General features: G+C 77.8%; 15 protein-coding genes. 8 read left to right on the top strand and 7 right to left on the bottom strand.

Features of this window, described 5'->3' with window-relative positions:
• Positions 1-25: 25 nt before the first annotated feature.
• The 3 genes from WDV86_RS11530 (at position 26) to WDV86_RS11520 (ending at position 2,773) form a co-directional block, all read left to right on the top strand.
• Positions 26-637 carry a Dps family protein gene (locus tag WDV86_RS11530; RefSeq protein WP_339567782.1) on the top strand — a complete coding sequence of 204 codons (612 nt, stop codon included), beginning with the start codon at positions 26-28 and terminating at the stop codon, positions 635-637.
• Positions 638-790: 153 nt separating this feature from the next.
• Complete coding sequence (locus WDV86_RS11525; RefSeq protein WP_339567781.1) at positions 791-1,876, top strand: lysylphosphatidylglycerol synthase transmembrane domain-containing protein; 1,086 nt, start codon at positions 791-793, stop codon at positions 1,874-1,876.
• Between the two features lie 114 nt (positions 1,877-1,990).
• Entirely contained in the window at positions 1,991-2,773 is a 783-nt protein-coding gene (locus WDV86_RS11520) for a general stress protein (RefSeq protein ID WP_339567780.1), read from the top strand.
• 79 nt (positions 2,774-2,852) lie between these two features.
• Here the strand turns inward: WDV86_RS11520 and WDV86_RS11515 are convergent, their stop codons facing one another.
• Positions 2,853-4,529 (bottom strand): aminopeptidase P family protein, encoded by a 1,677-nt coding sequence (locus tag WDV86_RS11515; protein WP_339567779.1) that lies wholly within the window; start codon positions 4,527-4,529, stop codon positions 2,853-2,855.
• A gap of 45 nt (positions 4,530-4,574) precedes the next feature.
• On the opposite strand from WDV86_RS11515, the gene WDV86_RS11510 reads away from it, so the two are divergent.
• Positions 4,575-5,735 carry a DUF2332 domain-containing protein gene (locus WDV86_RS11510; RefSeq protein ID WP_339567778.1) on the top strand — a complete coding sequence of 387 codons (1,161 nt, stop codon included), beginning with the start codon at positions 4,575-4,577 and terminating at the stop codon, positions 5,733-5,735.
• 59 nt (positions 5,736-5,794) lie between these two features.
• Positions 5,795-6,637, top strand: coding sequence for a PHP domain-containing protein (locus tag WDV86_RS11505; protein ID WP_445263038.1), 843 nt, complete (start codon positions 5,795-5,797; stop codon positions 6,635-6,637).
• Positions 6,638-6,719: 82 nt separating this feature from the next.
• Here the strand turns inward: WDV86_RS11505 and WDV86_RS11500 are convergent, their stop codons facing one another.
• From WDV86_RS11500 to WDV86_RS11475, 6 genes are all read right to left on the bottom strand, one after another.
• Positions 6,720-7,658 (bottom strand): oxygenase MpaB family protein, encoded by a 939-nt coding sequence (locus WDV86_RS11500; RefSeq protein WP_339567777.1) that lies wholly within the window; start codon positions 7,656-7,658, stop codon positions 6,720-6,722.
• Positions 7,655-8,056, bottom strand: a complete 402-nt coding sequence (locus WDV86_RS11495; RefSeq protein WP_339567776.1) for an ATP-binding protein — start codon at positions 8,054-8,056, stop codon at positions 7,655-7,657. Before WDV86_RS11495 ends, WDV86_RS11500 begins: the two co-directional genes overlap by 4 nt.
• Before the next feature lie 102 nt (positions 8,057-8,158).
• On the bottom strand, positions 8,159-9,853 hold the full coding sequence (locus tag WDV86_RS11490; RefSeq protein ID WP_339567775.1) for a DEAD/DEAH box helicase: 1,695 nt from the start codon (positions 9,851-9,853) through the stop codon (positions 8,159-8,161).
• A gap of 239 nt (positions 9,854-10,092) precedes the next feature.
• Positions 10,093-10,353 carry a GlsB/YeaQ/YmgE family stress response membrane protein gene (locus WDV86_RS11485; RefSeq protein WP_339567774.1) on the bottom strand — a complete coding sequence of 87 codons (261 nt, stop codon included), beginning with the start codon at positions 10,351-10,353 and terminating at the stop codon, positions 10,093-10,095.
• Between the two features lie 148 nt (positions 10,354-10,501).
• Entirely contained in the window at positions 10,502-10,723 is a 222-nt protein-coding gene (locus WDV86_RS11480; RefSeq protein WP_339567773.1) for a DUF3107 domain-containing protein, read from the bottom strand.
• Between the two features lie 163 nt (positions 10,724-10,886).
• Complete coding sequence (locus tag WDV86_RS11475) at positions 10,887-11,675, bottom strand: TetR/AcrR family transcriptional regulator (protein ID WP_339567772.1); 789 nt, start codon at positions 11,673-11,675, stop codon at positions 10,887-10,889.
• Between the two features lie 113 nt (positions 11,676-11,788).
• On the opposite strand from WDV86_RS11475, the gene WDV86_RS11470 reads away from it, so the two are divergent.
• From WDV86_RS11470 to WDV86_RS11460, 3 genes are all read left to right on the top strand, one after another.
• Complete coding sequence (locus WDV86_RS11470; protein ID WP_339567771.1) at positions 11,789-12,673, top strand: DUF3152 domain-containing protein; 885 nt, start codon at positions 11,789-11,791, stop codon at positions 12,671-12,673.
• Positions 12,670-13,002 (top strand): MGMT family protein, encoded by a 333-nt coding sequence (locus WDV86_RS11465; protein WP_339567770.1) that lies wholly within the window; start codon positions 12,670-12,672, stop codon positions 13,000-13,002. The genes WDV86_RS11470 and WDV86_RS11465 overlap by 4 nt, the downstream gene beginning before the upstream one ends.
• 128 nt (positions 13,003-13,130) lie before the next feature.
• A partial coding sequence (locus tag WDV86_RS11460) for an ATP-dependent helicase (protein WP_339567769.1) occupies positions 13,131-15,738 on the top strand: 2,608 nt, incomplete at its 3' end.

Raw genomic sequence — 15,738 nt, 5'->3', positions numbered from 1 at the left:
GGTCCGCCGCCGTACCGTTGTCGGCATGACGATGACCGAAGTCACGAAGGACCCGACCACCGCTCTCGACGGCGCCCCCGAGATCCAGTACACGATCCCCGGGATGAAGCTGGCCGACGGGGCGCAGGTGGTCAAGAACCTCCAGGAGCGCCTCAACGCGCTGACCGACCTGCACCTGACCCTCAAGCACGTTCACTGGAACGTCGTGGGGCCGAACTTCATCGGCGTGCACGAGATGATCGACCCGCAGGTCGACGCCGTCCGCGAGATGGCCGACTCGGTGGCCGAGCGCATCGCCGCCATGGGCGGCAGCCCCGTCGGCACGCCCGGCCACCTCGTGTCGCAGCGGTCGTGGGAGGACTACTCCATCGGCCGCGCAGGCACGACCGAGCACCTCGGCGCGCTCGACCTCGTCTACCAGGGCGTCATCGCGGACTACCGCGCCGCCATCGAGTCGGTCGGCGAGATCGACCCGATCACCGAGGACATGCTCATCGACCACTCGACGGACCTGGAGCAGTTCCACTGGTTCGTCCGGGCCCACCTGGAGAACGCCGGCGGGCAGGTCTCCAGCGCCGGCGCCACCTCCGAGGTGCAGGCGGCCGCGCAGGCTGGGGACAAGCGCTTCGGCGTCTGAGCCGGGCCTGGCGCCGGTCCGCCGGCCGGCACGAGCACGACCGCGAGGGCGGGTCCGGGAGGGCCCGCCCTCGCGGCGCGTCCAGCGCCGGCGGGAGGCACGTGCGCCTACGCTCCGGGCGGACGGACTTGGGGACGACGACGGGGAGGGACCGTGAGCCCGCGCACCCCCGTCGAGGGCCAGCAGGTGCAGAGCCAGCAGGTCGAGAGCAAGGACGGCCAGCCCGCCGCGGCCTCGGCCGGGGCCGCCGGGACGGGTGCCGACCTCCGCGCCGCCGCGGGACCCCGTGCCGCCTCGGGACCTCGTGCCCGTCGCTGGCGCCAGGCCGGGACCGTCGCCATGGTGGCCGGCGGTGCCCTCGCCCTCGTGGTGCTCGTCTCCGAGCTGGCCCTGGCCGACCTGGGCCAGGCGCTCGTCACGGCCAGCCCCGGCTGGGTCGTCGCAGTCCTCGGGGCGGCCCTGCTCACCTTCGTCGGCGCGGCGACCGCCCTCGCCGCCGTCGCGCCGGTCGCGGTGCGTCCGCTGCCGACCCTCGGCGTCCAGGTGGCCGGGACCTTCGTCAACCTCCTCGGCCCCGCTGGCCTCGGCGGCATGGCCCTCAACGCGCGCTACCTGAGCCGGCGCGGCGCCGGGGTCGCGCGGTCGGTCGCCGCGGTGCTCGCCGTCCAGGTCGTCTCCGTGACGGTCACCGCGGTCCTCCTGCTGACCATCGGGCTCACGAGCGGTCGGACCACGGACGGCATCCGCCTGCTGCCCGGCGCGGTGACCCTGGTCACCGCGGGCGTCCTCGTCGCGGTCGTCGGGACGGCGCTGCTCGTGCCCGCCCTGCGTCGCTGGGTGCTCGCCCGGGTGCGCCGGCCGCTCACGGGCGCCCTGTCGGTGCTGCGCGAGCTCGTGCGGGTCCCCGAGCGCCTCGTCGTCGCCGTGCTGGGCACGACGCTCGTGACGGGTGGCTTCCTCGCCGCGCTCGGCGCGAGCGTCGCTGCCTACGGCGCCTCGCTGCCCCTGCTGGAGCTCGCCGTCGTCCTCTTCGCCGGGACGGCGGTCGGAAGTCTCTTCCCTGCGCCGGGTGGTGCCGGTGCGGTCGAGGCCGCCATCGCCGGCGGGCTGCTCGCCGCGGGCGTCCCCGCCGAGGCGGCCGTGCTCGCCGCGGTCACCTACCGCGTCGCGACCCTCTGGCTCTGGGTCCTGCCCGGCTGGGTCCTCACGCTCCTCCTGCGCCGGGCCGGTCACCTCTGAGCCCGTCGGCCAGCACCATCGCCGGCTGAGGGCTGGCTGTGGAGTTGCCATGAGATGTGCGTAGGAGCCCGTCCGTGGTGGTGGGCTCCCGCGGCGCGGAGGATCATCGACGGCATGTCGAACCTCTTCAGCCCCGCCCGCGGACGTCAGGGCGGCGTGCCGACGGCGCCGACCGGGCAGGAGGTGGCGTCCTACGAGACCTACGCCGCCGCCCAGTCCGCCGTGGACTTCCTCTCCGACGAGGAGTTCCCCGTCCAGCACGTCACCATCGTCGGCACCGACCTGCGGATGGTCGAGCGGGTCCTCGGACGGCTCACCTACGGGCGCGTCGCCGGTGCCGGCTTCGCGTCGGGGGCGTGGCTCGGCCTGCTCATCGGCCTCCTCCTCTTCCTCTTCTCACCGCCCGAGGCGGGCCTGCTCACGATCCTGCCCGCCGTCCTCATCGGTGGGGCCTTCGGCGTGACCCTCAGCCTGGTCAGCTACGCCGCCACGCGCGGCCGGCGCGACTTCACGTCGGTGAGCCAGATCGTGGCCTCGCGCTACGCGATCTTCTGCGCGGCCGAGCAGGTCGGCCCCGTGCGTGAGGTGCTGCAGCGCAACCCCGACGCCGCACGAGGCCTGAGCCGGCCCGGCCGTGCGACGTCGTCCGCGGCCTCGTCCGTCGTCGGGGTCGACGGCGCGACCGGGACGACGCCGTCCTCGGGCGAGGCGGCCCCGGACCAGACGCCGACGAAGGTCAGCGGCCCGACGTACAGCGAGATGCTTGCCCGTCAGCGTGAGCAGGAGCGGGCCCACGAGGAGGGACCCGACGTCCCCGGGCAGACGCCCGCGGGCGCGAGGTCCTCCGGCGGCGAGCGGCAGGAGGACGAGGCCCAGCAGGGCACGACGTCGCGCTGACGGCCTCGGCCGACAGACCGCCACGCCCAGCTGCAGCCCCGGCGACCTCGCCGGTACGCACCGACGGGTGGAGGAGGGGTCAGTCGCGCAGCGAGGCCATCCACGCCTCCACGTCGGTCGAGCGCCGGGGCAGCATGCCGGAGAGGTTCTCGCACCCGTCGGCGGTGACGACGACGTCGTCCTCGATCCGCACGCCGATGCCGCGGTACTCCGCGGGCACCAGCTCGTCCTCGCCCTTGAAGTAGAGGCCCGGCTCGATCGTGAAGACCATGCCGGGCTCCAGCACGCCGTCCAGGTACATCTCGCGCCGCGCCTGGGCGCAGTCGTGGACGTCGAGGCCGAGGTGGTGGCACGTGCCGTGCACCATCCACCGTCGGTGCTGGCCGCCCTCCTGCGACAACGACTCCTCCAGGCTGACGCCGAGCAGGCCCCACTCCTCCAGCCGGGCGGCGATGACCCTCATGGCCGCGTCGTGCACGTCGCGGAAGAGGATGCCGGGCCGGACGACGGCGAAGGCGGCGTCGGCCGCCTCCAGCACGGCCTCGTAGACGCGACGCTGGACGTCGGTGAAGCGGCCGTCGACGGGGATCGTCCGCGTGACGTCGGCGGTGTAGAGGCTGTCCAGCTCGACCCCGGCGTCCAGCAGCACCAGCTCCCCGGCGCGCACGGGGCCGTCGTTGCGCGTCCAGTGCAGCGTGCAGGCGTGCTCGCCGGCCGCGGCGATCGTCTCGTAGCCGAGGCCGTTGCCCTCCTCGCGGGCCCGCGTCGCGAAGGCGCCCTCGACGACGCGCTCCCCCCGCTCGTGCGCCAGCGCTCGAGGCAGGGAGCGGACGACGTCCTCGAAGCCGCGCGCGCTGGCCTCCACGGCCAGGCGCATCTGGGCGACCTCGTGCTCGTCCTTGACCAGGCGCAGCTCCGAGAGCGCGACGACCAGCTCGTCGTCGGCCTCGGCGCCCGCCTCGTCAGACGCACCGGCGGCCGAGCGCAGCTCGCCGACGCGGGCCGCCAGAGCGGGGTCGGCGTCCGGGACGACGCGCAGCGGCGCGCCACCCGCGGCCAGCAGGTCGTCGAGCTCGGCGATGTCCCGGGCGGCCATCCCCAGCTCGGCCTCCAGGTCGGCCAGGGACGGTCGGGGCCCGACCCAGAACTCGCCGTAGCGGGAGTCGGCGAAGAACTCCTCCGACGTGCGCGGCGTGCGCGGCCGGAACAGCAGGACGGCGTCGTGGCCGGCGACCACCGCCGCCTCCTCCGCGCTGCCGCCCTCGGGGGAGGGGGCCCGCGGGTCGAGCACGAGAACGGCGTCCGGCTCGCGCTCACCGCCCAGGCCGGTGAGGTGCGCGAAGGCGCTGTGGGCGCGGAAGCGGTAGTCGGTGTCGTTGGAGCGGGTCTTCAGCGGCCCGGCGGGCAGGACGAGCCGCTCGCCCGGGAACAGCGCTGAGATCGCGGCCCGCCGGGCCGCGGCGTAAGGGGCGGCCGCAGCCCGCGCGGGCGGCTCGTCGGCCGTCGGCGCCCAGCCCGAGGACATGAGCTGCCTGAACGCCTCCGAGGTCGGCCGCTGCCGGTGGCTGCGCGCGGGCTTCTGCCCGTCGGGGCCCTCGGCGTCGGGGCCCTCGGCGTCGGGGCTCTGGGCCTCGGGGGTGGCGGCCAGCGCCTCGCCCGGCTCGGCCGTCACTCCCGCGGGGTCGACCGGGTGCTCCAGCGCCTCCACCGCGGACGGCTCGGTGGTGGTGGCCTGGGTCCCCGGGGTGCTCGGCATGGGACCAGGGTGCCACCCGGCAGACCTGCCGGGCACGATGCCCGGGTGAGCCCGGACCGGCCTGAGCCCCCTCCGGCGCCCGACTCGGGCGCCGTCGCCAGCCCGGACGTCGTGGCGCACGCCCGGCAGCAGGCCGCTGCCTGCCGGCGGCTGGGGGCACCTTTCACCGGCGCGCTCTGCGACGCCGCCGCCGACGACGTCGAGCGGGGTGGCCCGCTCGCCGCCGTCCTCGCGGGCGACCCCTGGTCGCCTGGCCCCTCGGCCCTCGCCCTGCGGTTCGTGGGCGCGCTGCAGCGTCTCGTGCTCGCCGGGCAGGCGCCGGAGCTCGCGGCGCTCTACCCGAGCGAGCACCGCCCCGACGGCGACGCCGTCGCGGCGGCGGCCCTGCTGCCCGCGGTCGTCGGCGCCCACGGGGCGACGCTGAGGGCCGGGCTCGGCGTCGCCCCGCAGACCAACGAGGTGGGCCGCACCGCCGCGCTCTGGGGCGGCCTGCTCGGACTGGTCGCGGACGGGGTCGGTGCGGGGCTCGCCGGTCCGGGCGGCACCGTGCCGGTCGCCCTGGTCGACCTCGGCTCGTCCGCGGGGCTGCTGCTGCAGGCCGACCGGGTCCGCATGACGGGCGCCGACGGCAGCGCCTGCGGCCCCGAGGGCTCGCCCGTCCGGCTCGAGGGGGCCTGGGACGTCGCGCCGTGGGCGCCCGGGCCACCGCCTCTCGTCCGCGTCGTCGAGCGCGACGGTGTCGACGTCGCGCCGCTGGACCCGGCCGACCCCGACCACGCCCGCCGGCTGCGCTCCTTCGTCTGGCCCGAGCAGCGCGCGCGGGTGCGCAGGCTGGAGGGCGCCCTGGCGCTGGCCCGCGCGCACCCGGTCCGCGTCCGCCGGGCGAGCGCCGGGGACCTGGCGCGCGAGCTGACGCTGCGGCCCGGCGTCGTCACCGTGCTGTGGCACGCGGTGGTCCGCCAGTACGTGCCCGCCGAGGAGCTCGACGCGCTGGAGCGCACCCTGCACCGCCTCGGCGAGCAGGCGTCCGCCGCAGCCCCTCTCGTGCACCTGGCGGTCGAGCCCGGGCAACCGCCCGACGGCGGCGTCACGGGCTTCCCCGTCACGGCCAGCGCCTGGGGCGGGCCCGGGGCGACGGGGCGCCCTCGCCGGCTCGGTGCCGCAGGCCCCCACGGCCCGCCCGTGCGCTGGGAGACGAGAGGCTGACGCCGGCAGGAGACCGGGCGGCGTCGGCCCGCCGCCGCCGTCGCCGTAGGGTCCTCGGCGTGATGATCGACCTCCACGCCCACTCGCGGGCGTCGGACGGCACCCAGGGCCCCGCGGACGTCCTCGCCTCGGCCGCTGAGGCCGGCCTCGACGTCGTGGCGCTCACCGACCACGACACGACGTCGGGCTGGGACGAGGCGGCCGCCGCCGTCGCGCGCACCGGTGTCGTCCTGGTGCGCGGCACCGAGATCTCCTGCCACCACGCGGGCGTGAGCATCCACCTGCTCTCCTACCTGCACGACCCGCAGGAGCCAGGGCTGCGGGCGGAGATGGACCGCTCGCGGGACTCGCGGCTGCACCGCGCCGAGACGATGGTGGCCCGCCTCGGTGCCGACCTGCCGCTGACGTGGGAGGACGTGCTCGAGCAGGTCGACGGCGACGCGACGGTCGGTCGCCCGCACATCGCCGACGCGCTCGTCGCCAAGGGCCTGGCGGCCGACCGCGGCGAGGCCTTCGCGACCGTGCTGTCCACCCGCTCGCCCTACTTCGTCGGGCACTACGCCCCCGACGCCGTGGAGGCCGTGCGGCTCGTCCGCGCCGCAGGGGGCGTGCCCGTCTTCGCCCACCCGCTGGCCGTCATGCGCGGGCGGGTCGTCGGGGACGACGTCGTGGAGGAGATGGTGGACGCCGGGCTGCTCGGCCTCGAGGTGCACCACCGCGACCACGACGAGGCCGCCGTGCGCCACCTGGAGGAGCTGGCGGCCTCGCTCGACCTGCTCGTCACCGGGTCGAGCGACTACCACGGCGCCGGCAAGGAGAACCGCCTGGGGGAGCGGACGACGTCGCCCGCGGTGCTCGAGGCGGTCGAGGCCCACGGGCGGCTGGGGCTCGTCCGGCCCTGAGCCCTCGTCCGGCCCTGAGCCCTCGTCCGACCCTGAGCCGCAGGGCGGCGACCGTCCCCGCGACCGGTCGCCCCGGCCGGGCTCAGCCGGTGGCCGAGGGCGGAGCTCCGGCTGGGTCCGCTAGGCGACGGCGGGCCTCGCGCAGCGGCGGAGGTTCGCGCAGGGCCGGGACCGTGCGCTGCAGCCCCGTGACCCCTGCCCGCAGCCCGCGCAGGGCCACCGTCGTCGTGGCGCGGGAGGCCACCTCGGGCACGAGCGCCGTCGGCAGCGCGTAGAGGCGGTGCGCCCAGCGGGGCAGCAGGGCCAGGGCCAGGGTGCCCAGCCCTGCCCACAGCGGGCGGGCCGGCGTCGCGAGGGCGACGGCGGCCGGCATCGGCGGGACGATGACGCGGGCGACGGCGTCCCGGGCGGCCGGCGTCACCCGCAGCGCCGGTCGGAAGTCGGCGAGGGCGTCGTCGAGCTGGCTGCACGACCGAGGCGCCCGGTCGGCGGGGATGCCGACCAGCTCGGCCGCGCGGACCTGCTCCGCCACGTAGGTGTCGGCCTCCGCGCGGCTGACGGGGCAGCCGGCGCGGCGGGCCGTGGACAGGAAGCTGTCGACCAGGCAGCAGTGCACCCACAGCAGCAGGTCGGCGTCGGTCGCCGAGTACTCGGCGCCCGTCTCGGGGTCGGTGCCGCGCACCCTCTCGTGCACGCGGCGGACCCTGGCCCCCAGCGCCTCGGCCTCGGCGGTCGGGCCGAAGGTGGTGGTCGCGACGTAGGCGGCCGTCGTGCTCAGCCGGCCCCAGGGGTCCTCCCGGAAGGCCGAGTGCTCGTCCACCCCCGCCATGGCGAGGGGGTGCAGCGCCTGCAGGAGCAGCGCCCGCAGCCCGGCGACGCCGGCCACAGGGTCGGCGTGCAGGCGCCAGGTGATGCTGTCCGGGCCGAAGAGGCCGGGGTCGCCCGGTGACGCGAGCGGCGGCCCGGCGGACCCCGGCCCGGGGGAGGGCCGCCTGTGCGCGGACCGGTCGCCGGTGCTCACGCCGCGGTGACCGTCCGCAGCTCGAACCACACGCACTTGCCCGTGCGGCCGTCGTGCCGGACGTCCGCCAGCCGGGAGCCCCAGGCGGTGGACAGCAGCTCCACCAGCTGCAGCCCGCGCCCGCCGAGGTCCTCGACGTCGGGCTCCTGGGGTCGGACCGGGGCGGCGCTGGCGTCGTCGACCTGGACGCGGAACACGCCGCTGCCCGACAGCGCCGCGTGCACGTGGACGGGGGGGCGGCCGTGCCGCACGGCGTTGGTCACGAGCTCGGAGGCCAGCAGGAGAGCGGTGTCGACGACGTCCTCCTCGATGCTCCAGGACCGGAGCCGCTCGCCGAGCAGGTGCCGGGCCCGCGGCACCTCGGACGCGTCCGCGTCCAGCTCGGCGATCAGCTGCACGTCCGGATTGTGCACCACGTCACCCTCCCGGGGCGCGGGCGAGGCGATGCCGAGGCGACGGCCCGCGACCTTCCCCTCCCCCCGCCGCATTACCGGTCCGCCTCAGCCCTCAGCGCCCGTCGAGCCCTGCACCGTCGAGCCCTGCACCGTCGAGCCCTGCACCGTCGAGCCGGAGGAGCCGCTGCGGCCTCCACGGCGACGCCGACGGCGTCGCGGCGTCGCGGCGCCCGGCTCGCCCGGCCCGGCACCCGCGTCGGGTGCGGCCTGCGCCTGCGCCTGCGCCTGCGCCTGCGCCGGCTCGCCGCCGCCGCCGCGGGTGCGGCGCCGCGGCCGACGGTCGCCCTCGGGGGCGCCTCCGGCGGACGGGCCGCCGCCGCGGGCGCCGTCTCGGGCGCGCTCGGGCGTGCCGCGACCGCCCTTGGGGCCCCGGCCGGTCTCGCCGAGGTCCTCCAGCGTCTCGGCGTCCAGGCCCGCCCGGGTCCGCTGGCTGCGCGGCAGGCGGCCCGTCGTCCCCTCGGGGATGCCGAGGTCGGTGAACAGGTGCGGGGAGGTGGAGTAGGTCTCGACCGGCTCGGGGATGCCGAGCCCGTGGGCCTTGTCGATGAGGCCCCACCGCGGCACGTCGTCCCAGTCGACGAAGGTGACGGCGGTGCCCTTCTGGCCCGCGCGCCCCGTGCGCCCGATGCGGTGGACGTAGGTCTTGTCGTCCTCGGGGCACTGGTAGTTGACGACGTGCGTGACGTCGGTGACGTCGATGCCGCGGGCGGCGACGTCGGTGGCCACGAGGATGTCGACCTTGCCGGAGCGGAAGGCGCGCAGCGCCTGCTCGCGGGCGCCCTGGCCGAGGTCGCCGTGCAGCGCGCCAGCCGCGAACCCGCGGTCCACGAGCTCGTCGGAGACCTTGGCGGCGGTCCGCTTGGTGCGCGTGAAGACGACGGTGAGCCCGCGTCCTTCGGCCTGCAGCAGCCGCGCCAGGACCTCCACCTTGTCCATCGCGTGCGCCCGGTAGACGACCTGGCGGATGGCCTTGACGATGGCGCCGGCGTCGTCGGGCTCGCTGGCCCGGATGTGGGTCGGCTGGGTCATGTACCGGCGGGCGAGCGCGACGACCGGGCCGGGCATGGTGGCCGAGAAGAGCATCGTCTGGCGGCCGGCGGGGGTGAGCGCGAGCAGCTTCTCGACGTCGGGCAGGAAGCCCAGGTCGAGCATCTCGTCGGCCTCGTCCAGGACCACGCAGCGGGCGTTGCCGAGCCGGAGCTTGCCCTGCTGGGAGAGGTCGAGCAGCCGGCCCGGGGTGCCGACGACGATCTCGACGCCCTTCTCCAGGGCCTCCACCTGCGGCTCGTAGGCGCGCCCGCCGTAGATGGTGAGGACGCGCGCCGAGCGGCGCGAGGCCGCGGCGGTGAGGTCGCCGGAGACCTGCACGGCGAGCTCACGGGTGGGGACGACGACGAGGGCCTGCGGGGCGCCCGGGTCCAGCAGGGCGTCCCAGCCCTCCTCGCCGGGGCCGACGACCCGCTGCACCGCGGGGACGCCGAAGCCGAGCGTCTTGCCGGTGCCGGTCTTGGCCTGGCCGATGATGTCGTGGCCCGAGAGGGCCACCGGCAGGGTCATCGCCTGGATCGGGAAGGGCCGCTCGATGCCCTTGGCGGCGAGCGCCTCGGCGATCGCGGGCTGGACGCCGTGGTCGAGGAACGTCGGCGCGAGCTGGGCGGCGTCGGGGGCGGGCGCCTCGAGGGTCTCGACCGCGACGTCGTCGACGCTGGTCGTGGGCTCGCTGGTGGTCTCAGCAGTCATGTGGTGGTGGGGACTTCCTGGTCGTCGTCGGGCGGGCCGCACGTGGGCCAGGCGCCGGGCCGTCGAGGACCTCTGCGCGCCCGCCACACGGGCCCCACGCGCCGGGATGGCGGCCGATCGCTGCGACGACCGGGCTTCGTGAGTACGCCCAGGGTAACCGCCGGGGCCGACGACGCCCGGGACACCAGAGGCCGCCGTCCCGGTGGGGACGGCGGCCTCTGGTGCGGCGTCACGCCAGGTCAGCGGCGGACGGCCTTGCGCCCCTGCGTGCCCGCGACGATCGAGACGCCGATGACGGCGACGACGACCTGGATGATCAGCGTCACGACCCAGCCGACGTCGATGGCGGTGCCGATGAATCCTCCGATGAAGGCCGCCGCGATGCCGATGAGGATCGTCAGCAGGATGCTGATGTTCTGCTTGCCCGGCAGGACCAGCCGGGCAAGGGCCCCGACGACGAGGCCCACGATGAGGGCGCTGATGACGCCGGTGATGGTCATGGTGACTGCCTCTCCGTGAGGGACGGCTGCACGCGGGCGCCGGGGTGGCGCGCCGTCGTGGCGTCCGGTCACCACACCGTGGCAGACCTCTCCGGCCCCCGCCTGTCGAGCCCGCCGTCGGGCGGGCGGGGGCGTCGGCGCCGTCCTCTCAGGCGCCGAAGCCCACCCGCCGGGGGCCCTCGGCGCCGATCTCGACGTAGCCGAGCACGCCGGCCGGGACGAGGACACGACGGCCGCGCTCGTCCTCCAGCTCCAGCGCCGTGCCGCCGCTGACGGCGGCCTCGACGGCGCTGCGCACCTCGTCGGCGCTCTGGCTGGACTCCAGGACGATCTCCCGCGCCACGTTCTGCACGCCGATGCGGATCTCCACAGCTGTTCTCCTCGGTCGGTCGTCGGCTCGCCCGGGCCTGCGCCCGGTCCCTGCGGCGAACCTAGCCCGGTCGGCGAGGCCGTCCGCACGCGGGAGCCCGGTGTTCACCGCAGGCGCAGGCCCACCCACGTGCAGGCCCGCCGCAGGTCCGCCCGTCGCGCACCTACGCGCTCGGCTGGCGGGGGAAGCCGCGCAGGCCGCGCCAGACGAGCGAGGCGATCAGCCCCGCCGCCTCCTCGCGCGGCACCTGCCGCCCCGCCGCGAGCCAGGAGCGGGCCGAGACCTGCGCCGAGCCCGCCAGGGCGACGGCGAGCACGTGCGCCGCGGCGCGCGGCAGCCCCGTGTCGGCGGCGACGACGTCGGTGATGGCGGCTGCGCAGGCGGTGTCCAGGCGGTCGAGCCGCTCGCGGACGGCGGGGTCGTTGGTGAGGTCGGACTCGAAGACGACGCGGGCGCCGTCACCGGCGTCGACGAAGGCGAAGTAGGCGTCGATGGTCGCCGCGACCCGCACGCGGTTGTCGTCCGTGCCGGCCAGCGCGGTGCGGACGGCCGCCTCCAGCTCGGTGCAGGCGCGGTCGACGACGGCGACGTACAGCTCGCGCTTGCCCGGGAAGTGCCGGTACAGCACGGGCTTGGTGATGCCGGCCCGCTCGGCGATGACGTCCATGCCGCTCGCGTGGTACCCGAGCCGGGCGAAGACGCGCTGGGCGGCGGCGAGCAGCTGCGCCCGGCGGTCCGCGCGGCCGAGCCGGGCCCGCGGCCCGCGGTCGCCGCGGGGCGCGCTGCCGGCGGTGGGCCCACCGGTGTGCCCGGCCCCCTCGGCCTGGGTGCCGACGGCCTCTCCTGCGACGGCCTCTGGCCCGACGGTCTCTGTGCCGGTGGTCTCGGGCGCGCCGTCCGTCGCGGGGTGCGCGTCGCCGCAGGGCTCGCCGTCGCCCGCTCGCTCCTGCACGCCGGGCACCTCCTCTGCCGTCCGCGCCCACCGGCGCCGCCTCCGCCGCCACGCCAGGGCCCTGCGTCGGCGCCTGCGGGGTCGGGGGCGGCGCCGATCGTAGGGTCGGTGGCGTGGTGAGCCGCAGGGTCGTCCGGCGCCGCCGCCAGGTGCTGGCGGGCTCGCTGGTGCTGCTCGTCGGCGGGCTCGCGCTCGCCGTGCGCGGCGGGGCCGACGAGGGCAGGGAGGCCCAGCCGGCCGAGGAGGTCCTCCTCCTGCCGCCCGGCGGCGAGGGGACGGCGCCGGGCGGCCCGGCGGACGTCGCGCAGGACGAGTCGGCTGGGGCGCCCGACGAGCCCGGGCCGGCGGAGGAGCCCCCGCCGGAGGGCGAGGGCGAACCGGACGCCGAGCCCGCCGCCGGCCGCGAGGTCACGCTGACGGACGCCGACCGGGCCGCCGGGGTGCTCGCCGTCGAGGTGCCCACCTCGGGGACCGGCGGCACGAGCGTCGTCCCCGGCACGGCCGAGGCGCCCGAGGTGGCGCCCGGGGCGAGCGTGGTCCAGGTCCGCGTGCTCGTCGAGGACGGGCTGCCGGCCGACGGGCAGGCGGCCGCGGAGACCGTCATGAGCACCTTGCAGGACCCGCGCGGGTGGGCGCGGGAGGGCTGGGCCTTCGCGCGCACGGACGGCGCGGACGGCTCGCCCGAGCCCGACGTCGACGTCGTGCTCGCGAGCCCGGACCTCACCGACGCCTCCTGCGCGCCGCTGCAGACGCGTGGCCAGCTGTCCTGCCGCAACGGCGGCCGCACCGTCCTGAACTGGCTGCGCTGGGTCGAGGGCGCCGAGGCCTACGGGGAGGACCGCGTGGGCTACCGCCGCTACCTCGTGGCGCACGAGGTCGGCCACTTCCTCGGCCACGGCCACGAGGGGTGCCCCGCCGAGGGGGCGCCCGCGCCGGTCATGCTCCAGCAGAGCAAGGGCCTGCAGGGCTGCGCGCCCAACCCCTGGCCCTACCCGTGAAGGGCGGGCCGACGTGGGAGGACGACGTCGCCGACCTCGTGGCGCGCATCCCGCCCGGGCGCGTCCTCAGCTACGGCGACGTCGCCGAGCTGCTCGGGCGCGGGTCGGCCCGCGGGGTCGGCCGGACCATGCAGCTGGCCGGGCACCGCCTGGCCTGGTGGCGGGTCGTGCGCGCCGACGGGGGCCTGCACGAGCCGCTGCGCGAGCGGGCCGGCGTCGAGCACGCCCGCGAGGGCACCCCCCGTCGGGTCGACGGCCGCGTCGACATGGCCCGGGCCCGCTGGGACGCGGCGTGCTGGGACCCGGCTGGCTGGGACCCGGCTGGCTAGGTGCCGGCGGGCTGGGAGTCCCCGTCACGCCGACCTGCGGCGACGCTCCACGGCCTGGGCGCGAGGTCGGTGCCGGGGGCGTCGTCGGGGGTGCGTGCTTGGCTGACGGCATGGTCGAGGAGGGCCCGGTGACGGGCGTGGCAGCCCCGGACTCGGCCGTGGGCAGGGCCTCCGGCGTCCGCCTCGTGCGCCGGCGCCAGGACGCCGTCGGCCCACCGGAGCTGGACGCCGACCAGCGGCGCGTCGTCGAGACCCCGCCGGGGCGCGGGCCGCTCGTCGTGCTGGGGGCACCCGGGACGGGGCGGACGACGACGCTCGTCGAGCTCGTGGCGCACCGGGTCGCCCGGGGGGTCGACGCCGGCTCGGTGCTGCTGCTGGCGCCCGGCCGCCTGGCCGCCGCGGCCCTGCGCGACCGGGTCGGCGCGCGGCTGGAGCGCACCGCGCTGGAGCCCGCGGCCCGCAGCTGGCACGCCTACGCCTTCGCCCTGCTGCGCCGCGCGGCGCTCACCCGCGGCGAGCCGGCCCCACGGCTGGTCTCCGGCCCGGAGCAGGACAGGGTCCTGGCCGACCTGCTCGCCGGGCACGCCCGAGGGGAGGGCCGGCGCCCGTCGTGGCCGCCGGAGGTGCTGCCCGCCCTCGGCCCGACGGGGGCGGGGCTGCGCGGCCTGCGGGACGAGCTGCGCGACCTCGTCATGCGCTGCCTGGAGCGCGGTGTCACGGCCGAGGAGCTGGCCGAGCACGGGGCGCGGGCCGGGCGGCCGGCCTGGGAGGCGGCCGCGTCGGTGCTGGCGGAGTACGAGGAGGTCACCGCGCTGCGGGGCACAGGCGCGCTGGACCCCTCGGCGCTCGTCGACGCCGCCGCCCGGCTGCTGGAGGACGACCCCGACCTGGCCGCCGCCGAGCGGCAGCGCTGGAGCCTCGTGGGTGTCGACGACCACCAGGAGGCCGGCGCGGCGCTCGCCCGTCTCCTCGAGGCCCTGCTCCCGCCCGGGACGGCGAGCCCCGACCTCGTCGTGACGGGCGACCCCGACTCCACGACTCAGTCCTTCCGCGGCGCCGACCCGCGCCACCTCACCGCGCTCGCGGACCGCGCCGAGGTCGTCGTGCTCGGCACGCGCCACCGCGGTGGCCCCGAGGTCGCGGCCGCCGTGGCCCGTGCCGCCGAGGGCGTGCCGAGCGCCGGGCTCGTCGCCCACCGGAAGGCCGCCGTGACCACCGCCCCTCCCGCCCGGCCGGGCGACGAGCGGCCTGCGGCGGGGTCGGCGCAGGGGTCGTCCGCCGTCGCTCGCGCGGTCCTGGGGTCGGCCGCGGCGGAGGGGGCCTACGTCGCGCACGTGCTGCGCGAGGAGCACCTGCTCGGTGGCACGCCGTGGTCGGCGATGGCGGTCCTCGTCCGCAGCGTGGCGCGGACCGCAGCCCTGGAGCGGGCCCTGGTCGGCGCCGGGGTGCCGGTCGGGCGCGCCGGGGCCCAGGTGCCCGTGCGCGACGAGCCGGCGGTGCGCCCGCTGCTGCTGGCCCTGGCCGTCGCGCTCGACCAGCGCGCCGGGACGCGTGAGCACCTGGACGCCGAGGCGGCGACGGCGCTGCTCACCTCGCCGCTGGGGGGCGCCGACGCGCTCGCGCTCCGGCGGCTGCGCCGGTGGCTGCGAGCCCGCGAGCTCGACGGCGGCGGCGAGGGGGCTGCTGGTCCGGTGCGGGGCAGCGACGAGCTGCTCGTGGAGCTGCTCGCCGACGACACCACCGCGCTGGCGCAGCGGGTGCTCACCGGGGCCGAGCCCGACGTGCGGCCGGCGGCGCGGGTGCTGGAGGTGCTGGGCGCGGCACGGGCGGCGATGCCGCCGGCCACGCACGGCAGGCCGGCCGGGGCGTCGCCGGAGCCGGACGCCGGCGACGCCGAGGAGGTGCTGTGGGCCCTGTGGCAGGCCTCCGGGCTCGGGCCGCGCTGGCGCGACCAGGCGCTCGCGGGAGGCCCGGCGGGGCGCCGGGCCGACCGCTCGCTCGACGCCGTCGTCGCGCTGTTCGAGGCGGTCGCCCGCTTCGCCGACTCCGCCGTCGTCCGCGGGCCGCGCGCGCTGCTCGCCCAGCTGGCCTCGCAGGACCTGCCGGCCGACACCCTCGCCGAGCGGGCGCCGGAGGGAGGCACCGTCGCGCTGCTGACGCCGCAGGCCGCGGCGGGCCAGGAGTGGGACGTCGTCGTGGTGGCAGGGCTGCAGGAGGGCGTCTGGCCGGACACGCGCCAGCGCGACGGGCTGCTCGGCGCGCAGGCCCTCGTCGACCTGCTCACGGGTCGGACGGCCGAGCCCACGGGAGACGGCGGACGGGCGCCGGGCACCTCGCCGGGGGGCTCGGCGGCGGTCTGGGCCGCCCGCCGGGCGGCGGCCCGGGCGCAGGTGGTGGCCGACGAGCGGCGGCTGCTGCACGTGGCCGTCTCCCGGGCGCGCCGACGGCTCGTCGTCACCGCGGTCGCGGACGGGGACGCGCGGCCCTCGCCGTTCCTCGACGTCGTCGCGCCGGTCCCGGCCGCCGAGCCCGGCCTCGGCCGGGTGCCGGCCGGGGACGACGGGGCCCCGGCCCTGACGCCGGTGCCGCGCCCGGTGACGCTCCCGGCTCTCGTCGCGGAGCTGCGGCAGGTGCTCACCGCGCCGGCGCCCGCCGCGGACGACGCCGACCCCGAGCGGGCTGCGGCCGCTGCCGCACGGCGCCAGGAGGCGGCGGTGGAGCTGGCCCGGCTGGCCG

It is taken from the genome of Pseudokineococcus sp. 1T1Z-3 (assembly GCF_037482365.1).
In the GTDB taxonomy this organism is placed as follows: domain Bacteria; phylum Actinomycetota; class Actinomycetes; order Actinomycetales; family Quadrisphaeraceae; genus Pseudokineococcus.
Note: the sequence above shows the minus strand (reverse complement) of the source record. Positions and strands in the feature narration are given on the sequence as shown.

Coding starts and splice junctions, on each gene's coding strand:
- WDV86_RS11515 (WP_339567779.1), bottom strand. CDS start 4,529: ATGCCGAGCACCCCGGGGACCCAGGCCACCACCACCGAGCCGTCCGCG.
- WDV86_RS11485 (WP_339567774.1), bottom strand. CDS start 10,353: ATGACCATCACCGGCGTCATCAGCGCCCTCATCGTGGGCCTCGTCGTC.
- WDV86_RS11490 (WP_339567775.1), bottom strand. CDS start 9,853: ATGACTGCTGAGACCACCAGCGAGCCCACGACCAGCGTCGACGACGTC.
- WDV86_RS11530 (WP_339567782.1), top strand. CDS start 26: ATGACGATGACCGAAGTCACGAAGGACCCGACCACCGCTCTCGACGGC.
- WDV86_RS11520 (WP_339567780.1), top strand. CDS start 1,991: ATGTCGAACCTCTTCAGCCCCGCCCGCGGACGTCAGGGCGGCGTGCCG.